13 protein-coding genes are annotated in these 17,895 nt (G+C 65.3%); 7 read left to right on the top strand and 6 right to left on the bottom strand.

Translation table 11 applies throughout. From position 1 onward, the window contains the following. Positions 1-2 precede the first annotated feature (2 nt). Genes PG896_RS14865 through PG896_RS14850 form a run of 4 tightly spaced genes read right to left on the bottom strand, consistent with a single transcriptional unit; the run spans position 3 to position 3,558 of the window. On the bottom strand, positions 3-779 hold the full coding sequence (locus tag PG896_RS14865; RefSeq protein ID WP_161469736.1) for an ABC transporter permease: 777 nt from the start codon (positions 777-779) through the stop codon (positions 3-5). After that, positions 772-1,668 carry an ABC transporter permease gene (locus tag PG896_RS14860; protein WP_161469735.1) on the bottom strand — a complete coding sequence of 299 codons (897 nt, stop codon included), beginning with the start codon at positions 1,666-1,668 and terminating at the stop codon, positions 772-774. The genes PG896_RS14865 and PG896_RS14860 overlap by 8 nt, the downstream gene beginning before the upstream one ends. Further along, positions 1,668-2,501 carry an alkaline phosphatase family protein gene (locus PG896_RS14855; protein WP_270835862.1) on the bottom strand — a complete coding sequence of 278 codons (834 nt, stop codon included), beginning with the start codon at positions 2,499-2,501 and terminating at the stop codon, positions 1,668-1,670. Before PG896_RS14855 ends, PG896_RS14860 begins: the two co-directional genes overlap by 1 nt. 10 nt (positions 2,502-2,511) lie before the next feature. Next, positions 2,512-3,558, bottom strand: coding sequence for an ABC transporter substrate-binding protein (locus tag PG896_RS14850; RefSeq protein WP_223920261.1), 1,047 nt, complete (start codon positions 3,556-3,558; stop codon positions 2,512-2,514). A gap of 187 nt (positions 3,559-3,745) precedes the next feature. Here PG896_RS14850 and PG896_RS14845 point away from each other — a divergent pair, with 187 nt between their 5' ends. After that, positions 3,746-4,558 carry a UTRA domain-containing protein gene (locus PG896_RS14845; protein WP_053288811.1) on the top strand — a complete coding sequence of 271 codons (813 nt, stop codon included), beginning with the start codon at positions 3,746-3,748 and terminating at the stop codon, positions 4,556-4,558. A gap of 48 nt (positions 4,559-4,606) precedes the next feature. On the opposite strand, the gene PG896_RS14840 is transcribed toward PG896_RS14845, so the two are convergent. Together PG896_RS14840 and PG896_RS14835 are read right to left on the bottom strand one after the other, a co-directional pair. After that, on the bottom strand, positions 4,607-5,371 hold the full coding sequence (locus PG896_RS14840; RefSeq protein ID WP_010675913.1) for a helix-turn-helix domain-containing protein: 765 nt from the start codon (positions 5,369-5,371) through the stop codon (positions 4,607-4,609). A 443-nt stretch (positions 5,372-5,814) separates the two neighbouring features. Continuing rightward, positions 5,815-6,729: a LysR family transcriptional regulator gene (locus tag PG896_RS14835; RefSeq protein WP_010675912.1), complete on the bottom strand. Its 915-nt coding sequence runs from the start codon at positions 6,727-6,729 to the stop codon at positions 5,815-5,817. Between the two features lie 257 nt (positions 6,730-6,986). Between PG896_RS14835 and PG896_RS14830 the strand changes: the two genes are divergently transcribed. The 6 genes from PG896_RS14830 (at position 6,987) to recD (ending at position 17,778) form a co-directional block, all read left to right on the top strand. Beyond that, on the top strand, positions 6,987-7,319 hold the full coding sequence (locus PG896_RS14830; RefSeq protein ID WP_041211883.1) for a hypothetical protein: 333 nt from the start codon (positions 6,987-6,989) through the stop codon (positions 7,317-7,319). A gap of 30 nt (positions 7,320-7,349) precedes the next feature. Next, positions 7,350-8,036, top strand: a complete 687-nt coding sequence (locus PG896_RS14825) for a pirin family protein (RefSeq protein WP_010675910.1) — start codon at positions 7,350-7,352, stop codon at positions 8,034-8,036. 83 nt (positions 8,037-8,119) lie between these two features. Next, positions 8,120-8,512 carry a DoxX family protein gene (locus PG896_RS14820; RefSeq protein WP_010675909.1) on the top strand — a complete coding sequence of 131 codons (393 nt, stop codon included), beginning with the start codon at positions 8,120-8,122 and terminating at the stop codon, positions 8,510-8,512. 232 nt (positions 8,513-8,744) lie between these two features. Next, positions 8,745-12,101 carry an exodeoxyribonuclease V subunit gamma gene (gene recC / locus PG896_RS14815; protein WP_201872494.1) on the top strand — a complete coding sequence of 1,119 codons (3,357 nt, stop codon included), beginning with the start codon at positions 8,745-8,747 and terminating at the stop codon, positions 12,099-12,101. Then, a complete protein-coding gene (recB, locus tag PG896_RS14810) occupies positions 12,101-15,715 on the top strand; it encodes an exodeoxyribonuclease V subunit beta (RefSeq protein ID WP_270835861.1) in 3,615 nt (1,204 codons plus the stop codon). Before recC ends, recB begins: the two co-directional genes overlap by 1 nt. Positions 15,716-15,723: 8 nt before the next feature. After that, entirely contained in the window at positions 15,724-17,778 is a 2,055-nt protein-coding gene (gene recD / locus PG896_RS14805) for an exodeoxyribonuclease V subunit alpha (protein WP_270835860.1), read from the top strand. The last annotated feature ends 117 nt before the right edge of the window (positions 17,779-17,895 follow it).

Raw genomic sequence — 17,895 nt, 5'->3', positions numbered from 1 at the left:
ATTCACCGATGAAATCTGTTGGCTGCCCAGGTGAGCAGCAGGGTCAGCAGGAAGTAGCTCATCACCAGGGCGCTGGTGAAGTGGCCCGAGGTGGCACGCATGTTGTAGAGGTAGACCTGCAGGGTTTCGTAACGGGTGCCCACCAGCATGTTGGCAAACACGAACTCCCCGAGCAGGAAGGAGAGGGAGAGAAACAGCGCTGCCAGCAGCCCCTTGCGCAGGCAGGGGATCACCACCAGCAGGAAGGCGCGGGCGCTGCTCGCCCCCAGCAGGTGGGCGGCATCCATCAGATCTTTCAGCGGCACCCCCTGCAGGCTGTTGGCCAGCGCCCGGTACATGAAGGGGAGCACCACGGTGAACCAGGTGCCGATCAGGATCCAGGGGGTGCCGATGATGGGCAGGATGCCGTCGGCGTAAATCTGCAGCAAGCCCACCGAGGAGACCACCGGCGGCACCGCGAAGGGGAGCAGGATCAAGAGGTTCATCCAGGGATCCAGTCTGGGGAAGTAGTAGGCCACCACCAGCACGGTGGGCACCAGCACCAGGGTCCCCAGCAGCAGGGTGGCGAAGCAGACCAAGAGGCTTCGGCCAAAGGCCGCCAGAAAGCGCGGGTCGCCCCACAGCTTGAGATACCAGTCGAGGGTGAAGCCATCCGGCAGCAGGGTCGCCCCCCAGCGGGTGGAGATGGAGTAGAGAAAGGTGGCCAGCAGCGGCAGCAGCAGGGTGGCGACCAGCGCCCCCAGCACCCATCTGGGCCAGCGCGGCGTCAAATCATGCATGGGATTGCCCCTTGTTCACATAGCTCTTTTTCAGCAGCCACTGGTTGGCGGCCGTCACCACCCCCAGCAATACCATCAGGATCACCGCCAGTGCCGCCGCCAGGTTGGGCTCGAGGAAGATGTCGCCGGAGACCAGACTGGCCACCCGGATGGTCACCAGATTGAAGTTGCCGGTGGTGAGGGCATAGGCGGAGGCATAGGCTCCCACCGCGTTGGCAAACAGGATGATCAGGGTGCCGAGCAAGGCGGGCGTCAGCACCGGCAGCGCCACGTGCCACACATACTGCCCCCTGCTCGCACCCAGCAGGGCGGCGGCCTGGGGCCACTCCTCCTGCAGGGCGTCGAACGCCGGGTAGAGCAGCAGCAGGGCGAGGGGGATCTGGAAGTAGGTGTAAATCAGGATAAGACCGCTGCCCGAATAGAGGTTGAAGCCATCGATGAGGCCCCAGGATTTGAGCAGCAGGGTCACCGCGCCATTGATGCCGAGCACGATGATGAAGGCGAACGCCAGCGGCACGCCGCTGAAGTTGCCGGTCATGGTGACGAAGGCCAGCAGCACCCGCTTGACCCGCTCGCCGCTGTGGCGCAGCGCCGCCGCCCCCAGGGTGCCGATGGCGAGCCCCGCCAGGCTGGCGATGCCGGCGATGCGCAAGGAGTTGCCGAAGGATTGCAGATAGAAGGGGGAGCTCAAAATCTCCCGGTAATGGTCGAGACCCCAGCCATCAGGGGTCTGGACGCTGCCCACCAGTACCCACACCATGGGGGCGAGCTGAAACAAGATCATCAAGAGGACAAAGGGCAGCAGCACCAGGGCCGGCAGCCAGTGGCGGCGCACCCGGCGTGGCTTCACCTGTTGATCCGCGAGGATCTCGGTGGTGGCAGGCATCATCAGTGCACCTCGCGCATAAAGGCCGCCTTGAGCAGCGGGGGGGCTGCCGGCTTGTCGTGGGGAACTCCCAGCAGATCCGCCATCAGGGCGCAGAGCTGGGTCTGGGCGATCGCCACCCCATCCGGCCAGCGCTCGACGAACGCATCGCCAAAGAGCCAGAGTGGCACAGTGCGCTCCTCGGCCAGGGTGCCGCCATGGCTGAGATCGTTGTTCATGCCGTGATCCGAGGTGATCACCACCTGATACCCCTCTGCCAGCCACTGGGGCAGCAGGTCGGCAAGCAGGCTGTCCATGCGGCGAGCCTGATTGCGGTACTGGCGGGAATGGAGGCCGAACTGGTGGCCCGCATCGTCCACCCCCATGGGGTGGATCAGCAGAAAATCGGGGTCGTACTGGCTGCGCAGCCACTCGCCGTCCATCAGCAGGTGGCTGTCGGGGTAGCCGTCATCCCAGTAGAAGCAGCCGTGCTGGATGGGCAGTTGCTCATCGTGAGTGAAGCGATCGCGGGCCGCCAGCCAGGGGCTCTGGTTGTAGAGCTCGCTCACCCAGTGGTAGGCCGCCGCTGCGGTGCGTTTGCCCGCGGCCCGGGCCAGATGGAAGATGGAGTCATGCCGGCTCAGGCGCGTCACCCCGTTGTGGGTGATGCCGCTCGCCACCGGCGGCACGCCGGTCAGGATGCACTCGTAGAGAGGGCGGGAGAGGGAGGGCAGGGCGGCACTCAGGGTCGTATGCAGGCCGCGCTCTGCCTCCACCATGCCACAGAGGTAGCCCATGCAATGGGCTACCTCTGCTGCCAGGCCATCCACAAGTACCACGATCACCTTGTGTTGCACTGGCCACTCCTTACTGCATGTTGATCATGACGGTTTCCTGCCACTGGCGCGGCAGGGCCTTGGAGCTCTGCTCCCAGGCGGCGTGATCCTGCACCGGCTTGGCATTGGCATACTGCTCGGCCGGCAGCAGCTTGGCTTTCACGTCATCCGGCAGGGTCACGTTGCTGCGGATGGGGCGGGCGTAGCCACGGGCCAGGTTGATTTGACCGGCATCGGAGAGGATGTATTCCCGCGCCAGCTTGGCGGCGTTGGGGTTCTTGGCCCACTTGTTGATGATGGTGGTGTAGCCGGCGATGACGGAGCCGTCGCTCGGGATCACCACGTCAAACTTCCTGGGGTCGATCTGGTCGCGGTAGTTGAGAGCGTTGAAGTCCCACAGCACCCCCACTTCCACCTCGCCCTTCTCGATGTTGGCGATGGTCGGGTCGTTCAGCGACAGGCGACCCTGCTTGGCCAGCTGACCGAACAGCTCCAGCGCGGGCTTGAGGTTCTTCTCGCTGCCGCCGGTGGCGTAGGCCGCCGCCAGCACGCCGTTGTTGGCCTGGGAGGCCACGCCCACGTCACCCAGGGTTACCTTGTAGTCGCCGCCCAGCAGGGATTGCCAGCTGGTGGGGGCGGCCTTGACCAGATCCTTGTTGATCAGGAAGGCGATGGTGCCGGTATAGGCCAGCATCCAGTGGCCGTCGGCGTCCTTGGCCCAGTTCGGAATGTCGGCCCAGGTGGAGGGCTTGTAGGGCTGGGTGACCCCCTGCTGGACCGCGACCGGGCCGAAGGCACCGCCCACGTCGCCGATGTCGGCGGTGGCGTTGGCCTTCTCGGCGGCGAACTTGGCGATCTCCTGGGCCGAGCTCATGTCGGTATCCTGATGCTTGATGCCGTAGAGGCTGCCGAGCTGCTGCCAGGTGTCCTTCCAGTTGGCCCAGCTGTCGGGCATGCCGATGCTGTGGAGCTGGCCTTCGCCGCGGGCGGCTTTTTCCAGGTCCGCGATATTCTCGGCTGCATAGAGCGGCTGACTGATGGCCGCCAGGGCCAGTGCACTTGCGATCACGCTTTTCATCATCATCCCATCCCTCTGGACTAGGTCAGTTAAGGTTCGAGAGGGATGCTAGAGGGGGAATATGACGGTGGCGGGGCGCTTTGATGGCAATTTGATGACATGTCGACCTGTCATGGCGCTGTCATCAGGGGCGGTTACAACTCGGGGTCGACAACCTCTGGTCTACTCCAGTGGTGTGCAAACCCGAATGACCGACAGGGATGTGACAGTGACAGAGCGATTGAGTGAACAGGGGATGGCCGATGGCCGCACACCCTCCAAGTGCGAACAGATTTGCCGGACCCTGCGCCGCTATATCGGCAGCGGACACCTGGCGGCGGGGCAGCAGCTGCCCGCCGAACGGGCGCTGAGCGAGCGCTTCGCCACCACCCGCATCACCATCAAGGAGGCACTCTCCAGCCTCGAGGCGGACGGCCTCATCTACCGGGCCGAGCGGCGTGGCTGGTTCGTGGCGCCGCCTCGCCTCACCTACGATCCCGCCATCCACACCCACTTTCACCAGTGGATTGGCGAGCAGCAGCGCACCGCCGAGACCCGGGTGCTGGCCCATGGCAACCAGCTTGCCAGCAGCGAGTTGTGCCGCTGGATGGGTCTGGAACCCTTTACGCCGCTGTATGAAATTCGCCGCCAGCGGCTGATCGACGGTCGTCCCGTGCTCCACGTCAGCCATCACCTGCTGGCGAGCCGCTTCCCCGGCATCGCCAGCGCTCCTCTGGCCAGCTCCCTCACCGAGCTTTACCGGCAGCGCTATGGCATAGGCCAGGGCTGGGCGAGCCTCGAGATCACCCCCTCGGCGGCCCGGGGAGAGATAGCCCGCGCTCTCAACCTGGCCCAGGGGAGCGCCGTGCTGCGGTTGGTGCGGGTCAACTACGACGAGGAGGGGAAGCTGGTGGATTGCGACATCGAGCACTGGCGACCGGACGCCATCCGCATCTGCCTGGATACTCGGGCACTGCAACCGCTCGCCATCGGCGCGCGGCAGGTGCAACTGGCAGAGTAGCGGCGTTCTGGCGCCCTGACGGGGCGGATCCCGCAGGATCCACCGGGATCAGTTGTCGATGTTGGGGATCAGATCGTCGAAGCTCTGGTAGCCGCAGTCGGCCAGTTGCAGCGACATGGTGTAGGTCTTGCTGCCCTCCCGCTGGCCGATGGCGGGGCGGTTGAGCTTGAGCTCCTGATGCCAGTACTCCTTCATGCGATCGATCAGCGCCATGGCCTCGCTCTCCCCCAGATGGAGCTGGCACAGCGCCATGTAGTTGTTGGGCCTGTGCATGTTCTCCACCAGATAGTCTCCCAGCACCGACATGGCCTGGCGCGCCTGCTGGCGGGCGAAACGGCTGTGCTGCTCGAAGCTGATGCGCTCGCTGATGAGGAAGTGGTAGCTGTTGTCGATGCCAAGCTGCAGGATGCCGAGTTTCTCCAGCTTGCGCAGATAGAGGTAGCAGGAGGCATCGGTCAGGCCGTACTCCCGCTTTAGATCGATAAGGGTCTTGTCGCGCCAGAAGATGTTGGCGAGGAAGGCATAGAGCCCCGGCTCCTTGTGAAACGCCTCATCCTGCTCCTGGGTAAAGACGGCCCGGCGGCTCTGGGCATCCTGGGTCCGGTCCAGCAGCTCTTCGAAGGAGAGTCCCACCAGATGGCAGATCTCCAGCAGGGTGTCGAACGGCAGGGAGGGCTTGTTCATCATGCGCTTCACGGTGGCGATGGAAACCCCCATGGCTTCTGCCAGGGTCTGATAGCGGATCCCCTTGTCAGTCAGGGTTTTCTTCAGGGTGTCGAGGATGTGATTGGCCAGTGTCTGGCTGTAGGTCATGCAACTATTCCTTTATCTGCATTTTTAGTCGTGTCAGAAATTGAGTGGTTTGTCTGTATCGGGCTCAAATTTTGACACCTAGAAAAACCAGAGGAGGGTAACCCGGTGATAATGGCGGAAATGGCCTGACCAGTTGTGGTGCAAGGTGGCAGAAAGTGACACTCGGTGGTGCATATCCTTCAACCTTTCAACATTTTGCTGGTGATGCATATTACATCGCACATAATTCAACACGAATCGGATTCAATACCTTCCTGGTTGAGAAAACGATTGTTTGCTTCCAATTTAAGGGTTTTTTTAACCGCAAGGTTTTATTCTTTCCTGGCATTGAGCGGAACTCGCAAGAGGTCCGCTTTTTTTCTTTTCTCCGAATCTGAGCCCGTCGTCAAGAATGGGGCGCAGTTTTGGTACTTCCTGCGCCACCGACCCCGGAAGGCAGTCCTTTATTCCCCCTGACCGGCAAACAGCTTGGGGATCTCCCGCACCAGCCAGCTCTTGGCCTTGCCCATGGTATCTCGCCGCCAGGCCAGCACGACCTGGATCTGGTGGCGATATTCGGGACTGATCACCTTGAGTCTGCCCGCCTTGATGTCCTCTTCAATCCAGCGTTGCGGCATGGTGCCGATGCCGAGCCCCGCCAGCAGCGCGTCCCGCTTCTCCCCCATGGTGCTGACGGTCAGGCGCGGCTGCTTGTCGAGCAGGCGGTAGGTGAGCACCGGCTTGCGCAGCGCCGTGTCGGCCACCGCGATGGCGCGATAGCGGCGCAGGGTCTCGTCTGCCAGGGGCTCGGGTTCCTGATGCAGGGGGTGATCGGGGTGGGCGACGTAGAGCATCACCTCCTCCCTGAGCACCTGGTGTTTGATGCCGGTCATGGCGATATCGGCATTGAGGGAGGAGATGAGCAGGTCGGCGCGGCCATCCTCCAGGCACTCCCAACTGCCCGCCAGCACCTCGGCGCGAAACCTCAGCCGGGTATCGGTCTGTTCGGCCAGCCGATCCACCAGGGGGTAGAGAGCCTGTACCGGCATCAAGGCATCGACGGCGATGGTGATGTCGGTCTCCCAGCCACGGGAGAGGGCCCGGGTCTCCCCCACCAGGTGCTCGGCCGCCTCCAGCAGCACCCGGCCCCGCTCCAGCAGCATGCGGCCCGCCGGGGTGAACTTGGTCCTGTGGCCGCTGCGGTCGAACAGCATGGCGTCCAGCTCGTCTTCCAGCTTTTGTACCGTGTAGCTCAGCGCCGAAGGCACCTTGCCCAGCTCGTCGGCCGCCGCCGCGAAGCTGCCACGACGGTCGATGGCGTCCAGCACCCGGATCGCCTCCAGGGTCAGCGCCCGCTCCTTGTTCGATTCCTTGGCCATATCCAACCTTCAATTTTTTTGAATGTGTTTACCAGATTATCTCGCTAACAACTTAGGGGAAGTCACTTTAATATTCAATCAACGCTTAGGCAGGAACGCCTGGCAGCCAAATAAAAGGTAGTTCCGGGCTGAGACATCCCCAAACACGATGTCTGATGTCAGCAAAAGAACAACATAGTATTTGAATGATCTCTTGCATGGATGCATTGATTCGGGCCCAAGGGGCCTTGGCAATGACATAAAACCCAAGAGAGTGAATGAACATGAAAAACGTAATCAAGATGCTGGCCGTTGCAGGCCTGATGACCGCAGGTGCCGCCCAGGCTTCCGTTCCCGCTGACTTCAATGCCGCCCCGGGCGTGCTGTTCGTCAACTGGAGCGCCACCGCCGCGATGGACGGCAAGGCCAACCCCATGCTGGAGGTGCGCGACGAGTCCGGTGATCTGCTGGCTTCCGTCCACGCCAACCTGATGGGCACCCAGCAGGTCGCCATCCCGAGCCGTACCCAGGGCAAGCTGACGGTGAGCCTGGGCAACGAAAGCAGCAGCTACCGCATCCCCTTCGGTCTGGGTGACGGTCGCCAGCGTTAATGAACCAACTTGGTCAGTGAGGAGCACACCATGATGAAATTGAGAGCCGCAGAAGCACGGGGCAAGGCCAACTTTGGCTGGCTGGATGCCCGTCACAGCTTCTCCTTCGGTCACTACTATGACCCGGAATGGATGGGACACTCTGCCCTGCGGGTCATCAATCAGGATCGGGTGGCGCCGGGTGGCGGTTTCGCGACCCACCCTCACGCCAACATGGAGATCCTCACCTGCGTGCTGCAAGGCACCATAGAGCACAAGGACAGCCTCGGCCACGCCGAGCAGATCCCGGCGGGGGATTTCCAGCTGATGAGCGCAGGGTCCGGCATCCGGCACAGCGAGTACAACCCCTCGCAGACCGAGCCGCTCTCCCTGCTGCAAATCTGGATCGAGCCGAATGAACACGGCACGACCCCGGGTTATCAGCAGAAGAAGATTGAAAACAAGCCCGGGATGACGCTGGTGGCGTCACCGGACGGCGAGGCGGGATCCTTCAGGATCCGCCAGCAGGCCCGCGTATGGCGGCTGCAGCTTGCCGAAGGGGAGACCCTCGAGTGGGCATTGCAAGGGCGTCATGGTTACCTGCACATGATTTCAGGGGAGCTGACCGGCAACGGTCTGGCTGCCCGACCCGGCGACGGGCTGCTCAGCCGCGACGAGTCGAGCTGGGTGCTCACCGCCTCCAGGGGGAGTGAAGCCCTGCTGTTTGACCTGCCTTGATAGAAAAATCTTGGCGAAATGAATGAGTTAACAATTAGCTTTTACACTGTAAATACCATGATGGTAAGCAAAGGAATATGACGATGGACAAGATGAAAGATGTGGCACTGCTGGTGGGTCGTGTACTGCTGGCGCTGATGTTCGTGATGGCTGGCTGGGGCAAGATCGGCGGTTACGCCGGTACCCAGGGTTACATGGAAGCCATGGGCGTGCCCGGGTTCATGCTGCCCCTGGTGATCCTGCTGGAGCTGGGTGGCGGTCTTGCCATCATGCTGGGCCTGTTTACCCGCAGCCTCTCCGTGCTGCTGGCCGGTTTCACCCTGATGGCCGCCTTCATCTTCCACTATCAGCCTGCCGAGCAGATGCAGATGCTGATGTTCATGAAGAACGTCTCCGTGGCCGGTGGTTTCCTGGCCCTGGCGGCGGCCGGTGCAGGGGCTTTCAGCCTGGATGCCCGCCTCGGCAAGCACTGGTAATACCCTGACGTTTCAAGTTTTCCAACGCCTTTTGGCCGGTGCCTTGCACCGGCTTTTTTGTGCCCGCTTCCCGGGGATGCCATCTGTGTTACGGCGCGCAGTCCGGACGCCACAAGTGCCTTTTGCATCTTATCCCCCGATCCCCGACAATCCCGATTCGCGTGCCGTGACGGGAATGCCAGAGAGTGTCCCCCCGCGCACCCCCTCTTCATGAAATTGGCGGGAGTCGTCCATGTTTACCCTCTACCACTCCAATCAGCTGGATCTGCTCAAGGAGCTGCTGGTGAGCCGCATCCGGCAGGCTCCGCTCTCCCACCCCTTCGATCGGGAGCAGATCCTGGTGCAGAGTCCCGGCATGGCCCAGTGGCTCAAGCTGGAGCTGGCCAAGGCGTTCGGCATCGCCGCCAACATCGACTTTCCCCTGCCCGCGAGTTTCATCTGGGAGATGTTCACCCGGGTGCTGGCGGACGTGCCGCGCCAGAGCCCCTACAACAAGGGGGCCATGAGCTGGCACCTGATGACCATTCTGCCCACTCTGCTCGGCAGACCCGCCTTTGCGCCCCTCGCGGCCTATCTGGGGGGCAGTGACGGGGCGGCGCCGGAGCAGGTGCGGCTCTGGCAGCTCTGCCAGAAGGTGGCGGATCTGTTCGACCAGTATCTGGTCTACCGGCCGGACTGGATCGCCCGCTGGGAAGAGGGGGAAGGATTGAGCCAGGAGCTGGCCGGAGTGAGCGGTCAGGATTGGCAGCCCGAGCTCTGGCGCGAGCTGGTGGCCCGCACCCTGGCCCTCAGCCCCAGCGGCTACCACCGCGCCAACCTCTACGAGGCCTTCATCCACGAGCTGGAGCGCACCCGGGATCTGCCGGGCAGGCTGCCGCAACGGGTCTTCGTGTTCGGCATCTCGGCCCTGCCGCCCCGCTACGTGGAGGCCCTGCTGGCCCTCGGCAGCCGCCCCGAGGTGGAGGTACACCTGTTTGTGACCAACCCCTGCCGCTACTACTGGGGGGACTTGCTCGATCGCAAGACCCTGGCCCGCCTCGAAAACAAGCTCAAGCCCGGCACGGATCTCGAGACCCTGCAGGGCCCCGCCAATCCGTTGCTCGCCTCCATGGGCAAGCTGGGGCGTGACTACCTGCACCAGCTGATGGAGCTGGAGGTGCCGCAGATCGAGGCCTTCGTCGACATCGAGGATCGCGACGATGAGGGCAAGGTCACCTTGCTGCGGGCCATCCAGAAAGACGTGCTGGAGCTGGCGGAACGGGGGGCCGGCGAGTTCAACCTCGATGCCAGCCATCACAAGAGCCCTGTCAGCCTGGATGACGGCACCCTGCAGATCCACGCCTGCCACGGCCCCATGCGGGAGCTCGAGGTGCTGCACGACCGGCTGCTGGCCCTGTTCGAGCAGGATCCCACCCTCACCCCCAAAGACGTGGTGGTGATGATGCCGGACGTCAACAGCTACGGCCCCTACATCCAGGCCGTCTTTGGCAAGGAGGGCGGCAAGGGGCGGGGCGGGGCCCGCGGCCAGATCCCCTTTGCGATCTCCGATCGGGCGGCGAGCCAGGAGAGCCCGCTGCTGCAAAGTTTCCTCGCCCTGCTCAGGCTGCCGAACGCCCGCTTCGGGGCGGGGGAGCTGCTCGCCATCCTGGAGGTGCCCGCCGTGCTGCGCCGCTTCGAGCTGGACGACGACGAGTTCAACGTGCTGCGACGCTGGGTGCAGGAGACCGGCATCCGCTGGGGGCTGGATGACGACTATCCCGAGCGCTTCGCGCTGCCGCGTCTGTCCGGCAACAGTTGGCTGTTCGGCCTGCGGCGCATGCTGCTGGGTTTTGCCATGGGGGACGGGGAGCCGGTGGCGGGGATCCTGCCCTATGCGGACATCGAGGGTCAGCAGGGGCTGATCCTCGGCAAGCTCGCCTGGTTCGTCGACTCCCTGGCGGAGTTTCTGCCCAGGCTGCAACAGGCGCAGCCGCTGGCCGAATGGCACGCCTGCCTGCTGGCGCTGCTGGAGCGCTTCTATCTCGCCGACGAGGATGAAGAGCGCCAGCTCCAGCTCATTCGCAGCCAGCTCACCGACTGGCAGGCCCAGCTCGGCGAGGCCCGCTTCGAGCAGGCCATCAGTGCCGACCTGTTGCAGGACTACCTCGGCAGCGTGCTGGGGGAGTCCCGCTCCAGCCAGCGCTTCCTCGCCGGTCAGGTCAACTTCTGCACCCTGATGCCGATGCGCTCCATCCCCTTCCGCCAGGTCTGCCTGCTCGGCATGAACGACGGCGTCTACCCGCGCACCCTGCCCCCCATGGGCTTCGATCTGATGGCGGTGGCCTCGCGGCGCGGGGACCGATCCCGCCGGGATGACGACCGCTACCTCTTCCTCGAGGCGCTCCTCAGTGCCCAGCAGGGGCTCTACATCAGCTATCAGGGGTTCAGCGCCCAGGACAACAGCGAGAAGGTGCCCTCCGTGCTGCTGGCGGAGCTCATCGACTACGTGCGCCAGGGCTTCGTGCTGGCGGGGGATGAAGATCTCGACGACGACACCTCGGGCCAGCGGCTGCTCGAACACCTGATCGTGGCGCACCCCCTCACCCCCTACAGCCCGGCCTACTTTTACCCCGAGCCCGGCTCCGGTCTCTTCACCTATGCCGCCGACTGGCTGCCGGCCCTGAGCCCCGAGCGGGGGGCCGCCAACTTCCAGAGCGGCGATCTGCCCCTGCCCGCAGAGTGGGGCAGGGAGCAGGGGCTGGAGCTGGCGGAGCTGCTGCGCTTCTATCGCCAGCCCGCAAGGTACTTCCTCAACCGCCGCCTCAAGGTGTGGTTCGAGCTGGAGGAGGCGACCATCGAAGACAGCGAGCCCTTCGAGCTGGACGGCCTGCAGCACTATCAGCTCAAGGCGCTGCTGCTGGATGCCCATCTGACCGAAGGGGAGAGCGAGGCCCGTCGCCACCGGCTGCAACTCTCCGGCCTGCTGCCGCAAGGGTGGTTCGGCAGCCTGCTGCTGGAGGAGATCGACGGCGAGATGGGCAAGCTGGCGGCGCGGCTGCGCCCCTGGACGGGGGACAAACAGGCGGTGGAGATCGACATCGCTCTGGCCCAGGGGCAGCTTCAGGGCTGGATAGACACCCAGAAGGGACGAGCGCTGGTGGTCAAACCCGGCGGCTTCAACGGCAAGGATCTGCTGCTGGCCTGGATCCAGCACCTTTGCCTCTCCTTGAGCAGCGCCCCCGGCGACACCCTGCTGTTCGATGCCAAACAGAGTCTGCGGCTGCCAAGGCTTGCGGCGGACGAGGCGCGGCCCAGGTTGGCGGCCCTGGTGGCCCTCTGGACCCAGGGGATGAAGCGGCCGCTGCCCTTCTTCCCGAGCACCGCCTGGGAGTGGCTCAAGGCGATCGAGAAGGATCCGGCAAAGCCGGAGGAGGCCGACAAGGCGGCGCTTGCCCGCTTCAACGGCGGCTACATGGTGACGGGAGAGGGGCAGGACGTCTATGTCGCCCGCTGCTTCCCGGAACTCGATGACGAGGTGCTGGCCCAGTTGCAGGGGCTGGCCCGTGAACACCTGACCCCGCTCCATCAGGCGCTGGAGGAGTTGCAATAATGGCTAACCCGCTCAATCCCCTGCGTTTTCCCCTCTATGGCGAGCGGCTGATCGAGGCCTCCGCCGGGACCGGCAAGACCTATACCATCGCGGGCCTCTATCTGCGCCTCTTGCTGGGCCACGGCCCGGTTATCGAACAAGCAGGCGAGGAGGGGTGGGACGCCGGTCAGCCCTGTGCCCACGAGCGGCCCCTGTCGGTGACCGAGATCCTGGTGGTGACCTTTACCGAGGCGGCCACCGCCGAACTGAGGGGGCGGATCCGCGCCCGCATCCACGAGGCGCGCCTCGCCTTTATGCGCGGCCACAGCACGGACACCCTGCTGGCCCAACTGCTGGCGGAGGTGGAGGATCACGATCTGGCGGCCCGTCGCCTGCTGGCCGCCGAGCGGCAGATGGACGAGGCGGCGGTCTTCACCATCCACGGCTTTTGCCAGCGGATGCTCAGGCAGAACGCCTTCGAGTCGGGTGCCCTCTTTGAAACCGAATTTTTGACCGACGACAGCCGGCTCCGGCTGCAGGCGGTGAGTGACTACTGGCGCGCCGAGTTCTATCCGGTGGATCAGCCCCTGGCCCGGGCGGTGCGAAGGCTCTGGCCGAGCCCCGCCGCCCTGCTGCGGGAGATGGGGAGCTGGCTCGACAACGACGAGCTGGAGATCCGCCCGGTGGCGGGGGACGAGACCCTGGCGGCGCGGCACAGCGTCGCCATGGCCCGCATCGGGGCGGTGAAAGCCGGGTGGCTGGCGCAGACGGACGAGATCCGCCGCCAGACCGAGGGGCAGATCAGCCGTTACACCGGCAAGAACTACGAGGGCTGGCTTGCCAAGATTGGCGACTGGGCGCAGGACGAGACCAGCGGCTACGTCCTGCCCAAGGAGCTGGAGCGCTTCGGCCAGCAGGCGCTGGAGGAGAACCTCAAGAAGGGGGGAACGGTGCCCACCCTGCCGCTCTTTGGGGAGATAGACGCCCTGCTGGCGAGCCGACCCGGCATCCGGGATCTCGTCTTGCAGCGGGCGGCCAGGGTGGTGCGCAGCCGGATGCAGGAGAGCAAGCGCCAGGCCCATCAGCTCTCCTTCGACGATCTGCTGCGGGATCTCGACGGGGCGCTCGGCTCGGGCCTGGGGGAGCGGCTGTGCGAGCGCATCCGCGCCACCTACCGGGTCGCCATGATCGATGAATTCCAGGATACCGACCCCCAGCAGTACCGCATCTTCCATCGCCTTTACGGCGGTCACCAGGACACGGCGCTCCTGATGATCGGCGACCCCAAGCAGGCCATCTACGGCTTTCGTGGCGCCGACATCTTCACCTACATCCAGGCGCGGCGAAATGTGAGCGCCCACTACACCCTGGGGCGCAACTGGCGCTCAAGCCGCGCCCTGGTGGCGGCGGTCAACGGCCTGTTCGAGCGGGCGAAGGATCCCTTCATCTACGAGGCGGACATCCCCTTCCTGCCGGTGGAGGCGCAGGGCAAGAGCCGGGCACTGCTGATCGAGGGGCAGACCGCCCCCGTGCTGCACTGCTGGCAGCTCACCGGTCAGCCCACCTTCAACAAGGGGGAGTACCAGAGCAGGATGGCCCGCGCCACGGCGGCGGAGATCCATCGCCTGCTCACGCTGGCCCGGGAGGGCAAGGCGATGCTCGGCAGCGAGCCGGTCAGGGCCGGGGATATCGCCGTGCTGGTGCGCACCGGCGCCGAGGGCAAGCTGGTGCAGCAGGAGCTGGCGCGCCTTGCCATCACCTCCGTCTATCTGTCGAACCGCGAGAGCGTGCTGGCCCAGGTGGAGGCGCGGGAGATCCTCCTGATCCTGCACGCCTGCCAGAACCCGAGCGATGAGCGAAGCCTTAGGGCAGCGCTCGCCACCGGCTTGTTCGATCTCGATGCCAGGGCTCTGGACGCGCTGGCCTCGGACGAGCGGGCCTGGGAAAGCGCGGTGCAGGAGTTCATGGGATACCGCGCGGTCTGGCATCGCCACGGGGTGCTGGCCATGCTGCGGGCCCTGATGCACGGGCGCAACCTCGCCGCCTCCCTGCTGGCGAGCCCCTACGGGGAGCGGCGGCTGACCAACTTCCTCCATCTCGGCGAGCTGCTGCAACAGGCGAGCGGCGAGCTGGACGGGGAGTACGCCCTGCTGCGCTGGCTCGGGGAGGCGGTGAGCCAGCCCAACGGCCAGGATGGGGAGCAGATACTTCGCCTGGAATCCGAGCGCAAGCTGGTGCAGATCGTCACCATCCACAAATCCAAGGGGCTGGAGTACCCGCTGGTCTTCCTGCCGTTCATTTGCAGCCACCGCGCCGCCGACACCCCCCTGTTCCACGAAACGGGGGAGGCGGGCAATCGCACCGTGCTCGATCTCACCGGTGCCGAGGCGTCCCTGGCCGAGGCCGACAAGGAGCGCCTCGCCGAAGACTTGCGCCTGCTCTACGTGGCCCTGACCCGGGGGGTCTATGCCACCTGGCTCGGGCTGGCGCCGGTGCGCTCCGGGGCGGGCAAGTCGGAGAAGACCGACCTGCACCGCACCGCCATCGGCTACCTGCTGCAAAAGGGGGAGGAGGGGGACGCCGGGACACTGGCGACCGCCCTCACCGACCTGGCCCAGGCGCTGCCGGGGGTGGCCGTCGGTGAGCCCTCGCTCACCCGCCCGGCCCCGCTGCCCGCCGAAGCGGAGACGCCGGGGGAGCCCACCGTGCGCGCGTTCCAGGGGCAGCTTGAGCGGGACTGGTGGATCAGCTCCTACTCCGGGCTCGCGGCCCAGGGCAACGGCCACGGCAAGGGGGTGCTGGCCAACCCCGGCTTCGATGACGAGGTGGCTACCGAGGCTGCCGTCACCGTGCTGGAAGAGGATGCGCCCGCCCCTTCCATCTTCACCTTCCCCAAGGGGGCGCGTCCCGGCACCCTGCTCCACAGCCTGTTCGAGACCATCGACTTCGAGCACGCGAAGGGCGAGGCGCTGGCACAGCACATCGCCGCCCTGCTGGCCCAGGAGGGGTTCGACGAAGGCTGGGCCCCCGTGCTGCAACAGCAGGTGGAGGCGGTGCTGGATACCCCCCTTGAGACCGGCCTTGGGGATCCGGTGCGGCTGCGGGATCTGGCCCCCGAGCGCAAACAGGTGGAGCTGGAGTTCTTCCTGCCCATGGGGCGGGTGACGGCACCGGCGCTGACCGCGCTCTGCCAGCTGCACGACCCCCTGTCGCGGGGCGGCAAGCCGCTCGGTTTTGCCACCGTGCAGGGGATGCTCAAGGGCTTTATCGACCTGGTGTTCGAGTGGCAGGGGCGCTGGTATCTGCTCGACTACAAATCGAACCACCTTGGCATGAGCCCCGCCGATTACGGCCGCCCGGCCCTGGAGCGGGCCATGCGCGAGCATCGCTACGATCTGCAATACCAGCTCTATTCGCTGGCCCTGCACCGGCTGCTCGCCTTGCGGCTGCCGGGCTACGATTTCGACCGGCATTTCGGCGGGGTCTTCTATCTCTTCCTGCGCGGCATGCCCCAGGGGGGCATTTTCCATGCCAGGCCCAGCCGGGAACTGGTGCTGGGGCTGGACGAGTTGTTTAGTAAAGGTGTGACGTCTGACGATCATCGTTTAGAGAAATCGAACAAGGCAGAGGCATGAGGGGCGAGATGAAGGGCGAAACCATGATAGAGCGGCTGAAAGCCTTGGCGCTGGCGGGGCGCATCCGCCAGCTTGACCTGCAATTTGCCAGGCTGGTGGCCGACCTTGGCGGCAGCCCCGAGCTGGTGCTGGGGGCCGCACTCGCCTGCCATGAGCTGGGGCGCGGCCATGTCTGCCTGCCGCTGGCGATGCTTGCTCAGGGCGGTGACGGGCAGGGATCCTCGCGCCCCTTCGGACTGGATCCGGATCAGAGCCGGGATCTGCTGGCGGATCTCGCGGATCCTGCAAGCTGGCCCGCCCTCTTTGCGGCCAGCCCCCTGGTGGGGAGCGAACAGGAGGAGGGGGAGCCCCCCCGCTGGCCCCTGCGGCTCTGGGGGGATCGCCTCTACCTCACCCGCTACCACGACTTTGAGCTGGGGGTGGCCCGCCACCTTAGCGCCTTGAGTGAACGGGCCGAATGGCCGGAGATTGCCCCGGCCCTGTCACGCCTCTTTGCCCGCGACTACGGCCTGGTGTTCGGGGCCTTGCTCAAGGCCCGCCTCGCGCCGGATTTCTCCGCCCGCCACTTTGTGGAGAAGTACCTGGATCTGGTCTTCCCCCATGAGGTGGAGTGGCCCGCCGTGGAGACCCTGCTAAAAAGCGCCCAGGCGGCCAGCGAGCTGGAGCGGCTGGATACCCTGGTGCCCGAGGCGCTCTGCTGCAACGGCCAGAAGCTGGCGGCGGCCACGGCGGCGGCGCGCCCCTTCGCGGTCATCTCCGGCGGCCCCGGCACCGGCAAGACCACCACGGTGGCCAAGCTCCTCGCCATCCTGGTGGAGACCGGCCTGCAAGGGGGCAAGGCCCCGGCGATCCGGCTGGTGGCCCCCACCGGCAAGGCGGCGGCGCGCCTGACCGAGAGTATCGGCGCTGCCCTGCAGGCGCTGGATCTGCCCCCCGAGTGGGTGGAGGCCATCCCCACCGAGGCGGGCACTTTGCATCGGCTGCTCGGGGTGATCCCCGGGCGCAGCCAGTTCCGCCATCACAGAGGCAACCCGCTGCACCTCGACCTGCTGGTGGTGGATGAGGCCTCCATGGTCGACTTGCCGATGATGGCGCGCCTGCTGGATGCGCTGCCCCGCCACGCTCGCCTGATCCTGCTCGGCGACAAGGATCAGCTCGCCTCGGTGGAGGCGGGGGCCGTGCTCGGGGATATCTGCAGCTTTATCGAACAGGGCATCAGCCCCGCGCAGGCACACTGGCTCTCCCGCCAGACCGGCTATCGCCTGCAAGGTACGCCATCGGGGGCCAGCGTGCGCGACAGCCTCTGTTTGCTCTCCAAGAGCTGGCGCTTTGACCAGCATTCGGGCATCGGCCAGCTGGCGCGCGCCTGCAACAGCGGCGACGGGGCGGCGGTGGAGGCGGTCTGGGGCGCAGGATTTGGCGACATCCGCCTGCACCCCTGGGCGGGGGAGGCCTACAACGCCTTGATCGCAGAGGGGGTGGCCGGTTATGGCAGCTACCTCAAGGCGGCCCGGGCCGGAGAGGATCCGGCGGCGGTGTTCAAGGCGTTCAACGGCTTCCAGATCCTCTGCGCCCTGCGGGACGGCCCCTTCGGGGTGATGGGGCTCAACGAGCGCCTCGAACTGGCCCTCGCCAAGGCAGGGCTGATCCAGCGTGACGGCGACTGGTATGCGGGCCGCCCGGTGATGGTGGTGCGCAACGACCACGGGGTGGGCCTCTACAACGGCGACATGGGGCTCTGCCTGCCCGATGACACCGGCCGCCTCAAGGTGTGGTTCGAGCAGCCGGACGGCACCCTGCGGGCGCTGTTGCCCAGCCGGTTGCCGCCCCATGAGACGGTCTACGCCATGACCATCCACAAATCCCAGGGCTCGGAGTTTGCCCATACCGTGCTGGTGCTGCCCGACAGCCCCAGCCCGCTCCTGACCCGCGAGCTGGTCTATACCGGCATCACCCGCGCCAAGGCCCGCCTCGATCTCTACGGCGATCGTGCCCTGCTGGCACAGGCCGTGCGGAAAAAGACCGAGCGGTATTCGGGGTTGGCACAGAGGTTGGGGGAGTGATTCAGAAGGGGAGGAATGAGCTATTGCGTTTAACTTTTATTCATGTACAGGATCTTTAGCGCCAACCAATTGAAATAGATATAAAAAAGGCTTCGTTTGTGATCTAATTTTATCGCC

Source organism: Aeromonas sp. QDB30, from assembly GCF_027707645.1.
GTDB classification, from domain to species: domain Bacteria; phylum Pseudomonadota; class Gammaproteobacteria; order Enterobacterales; family Aeromonadaceae; genus Aeromonas; species Aeromonas caviae.
Note: the sequence above shows the minus strand (reverse complement) of the source record. Positions and strands in the feature narration are given on the sequence as shown.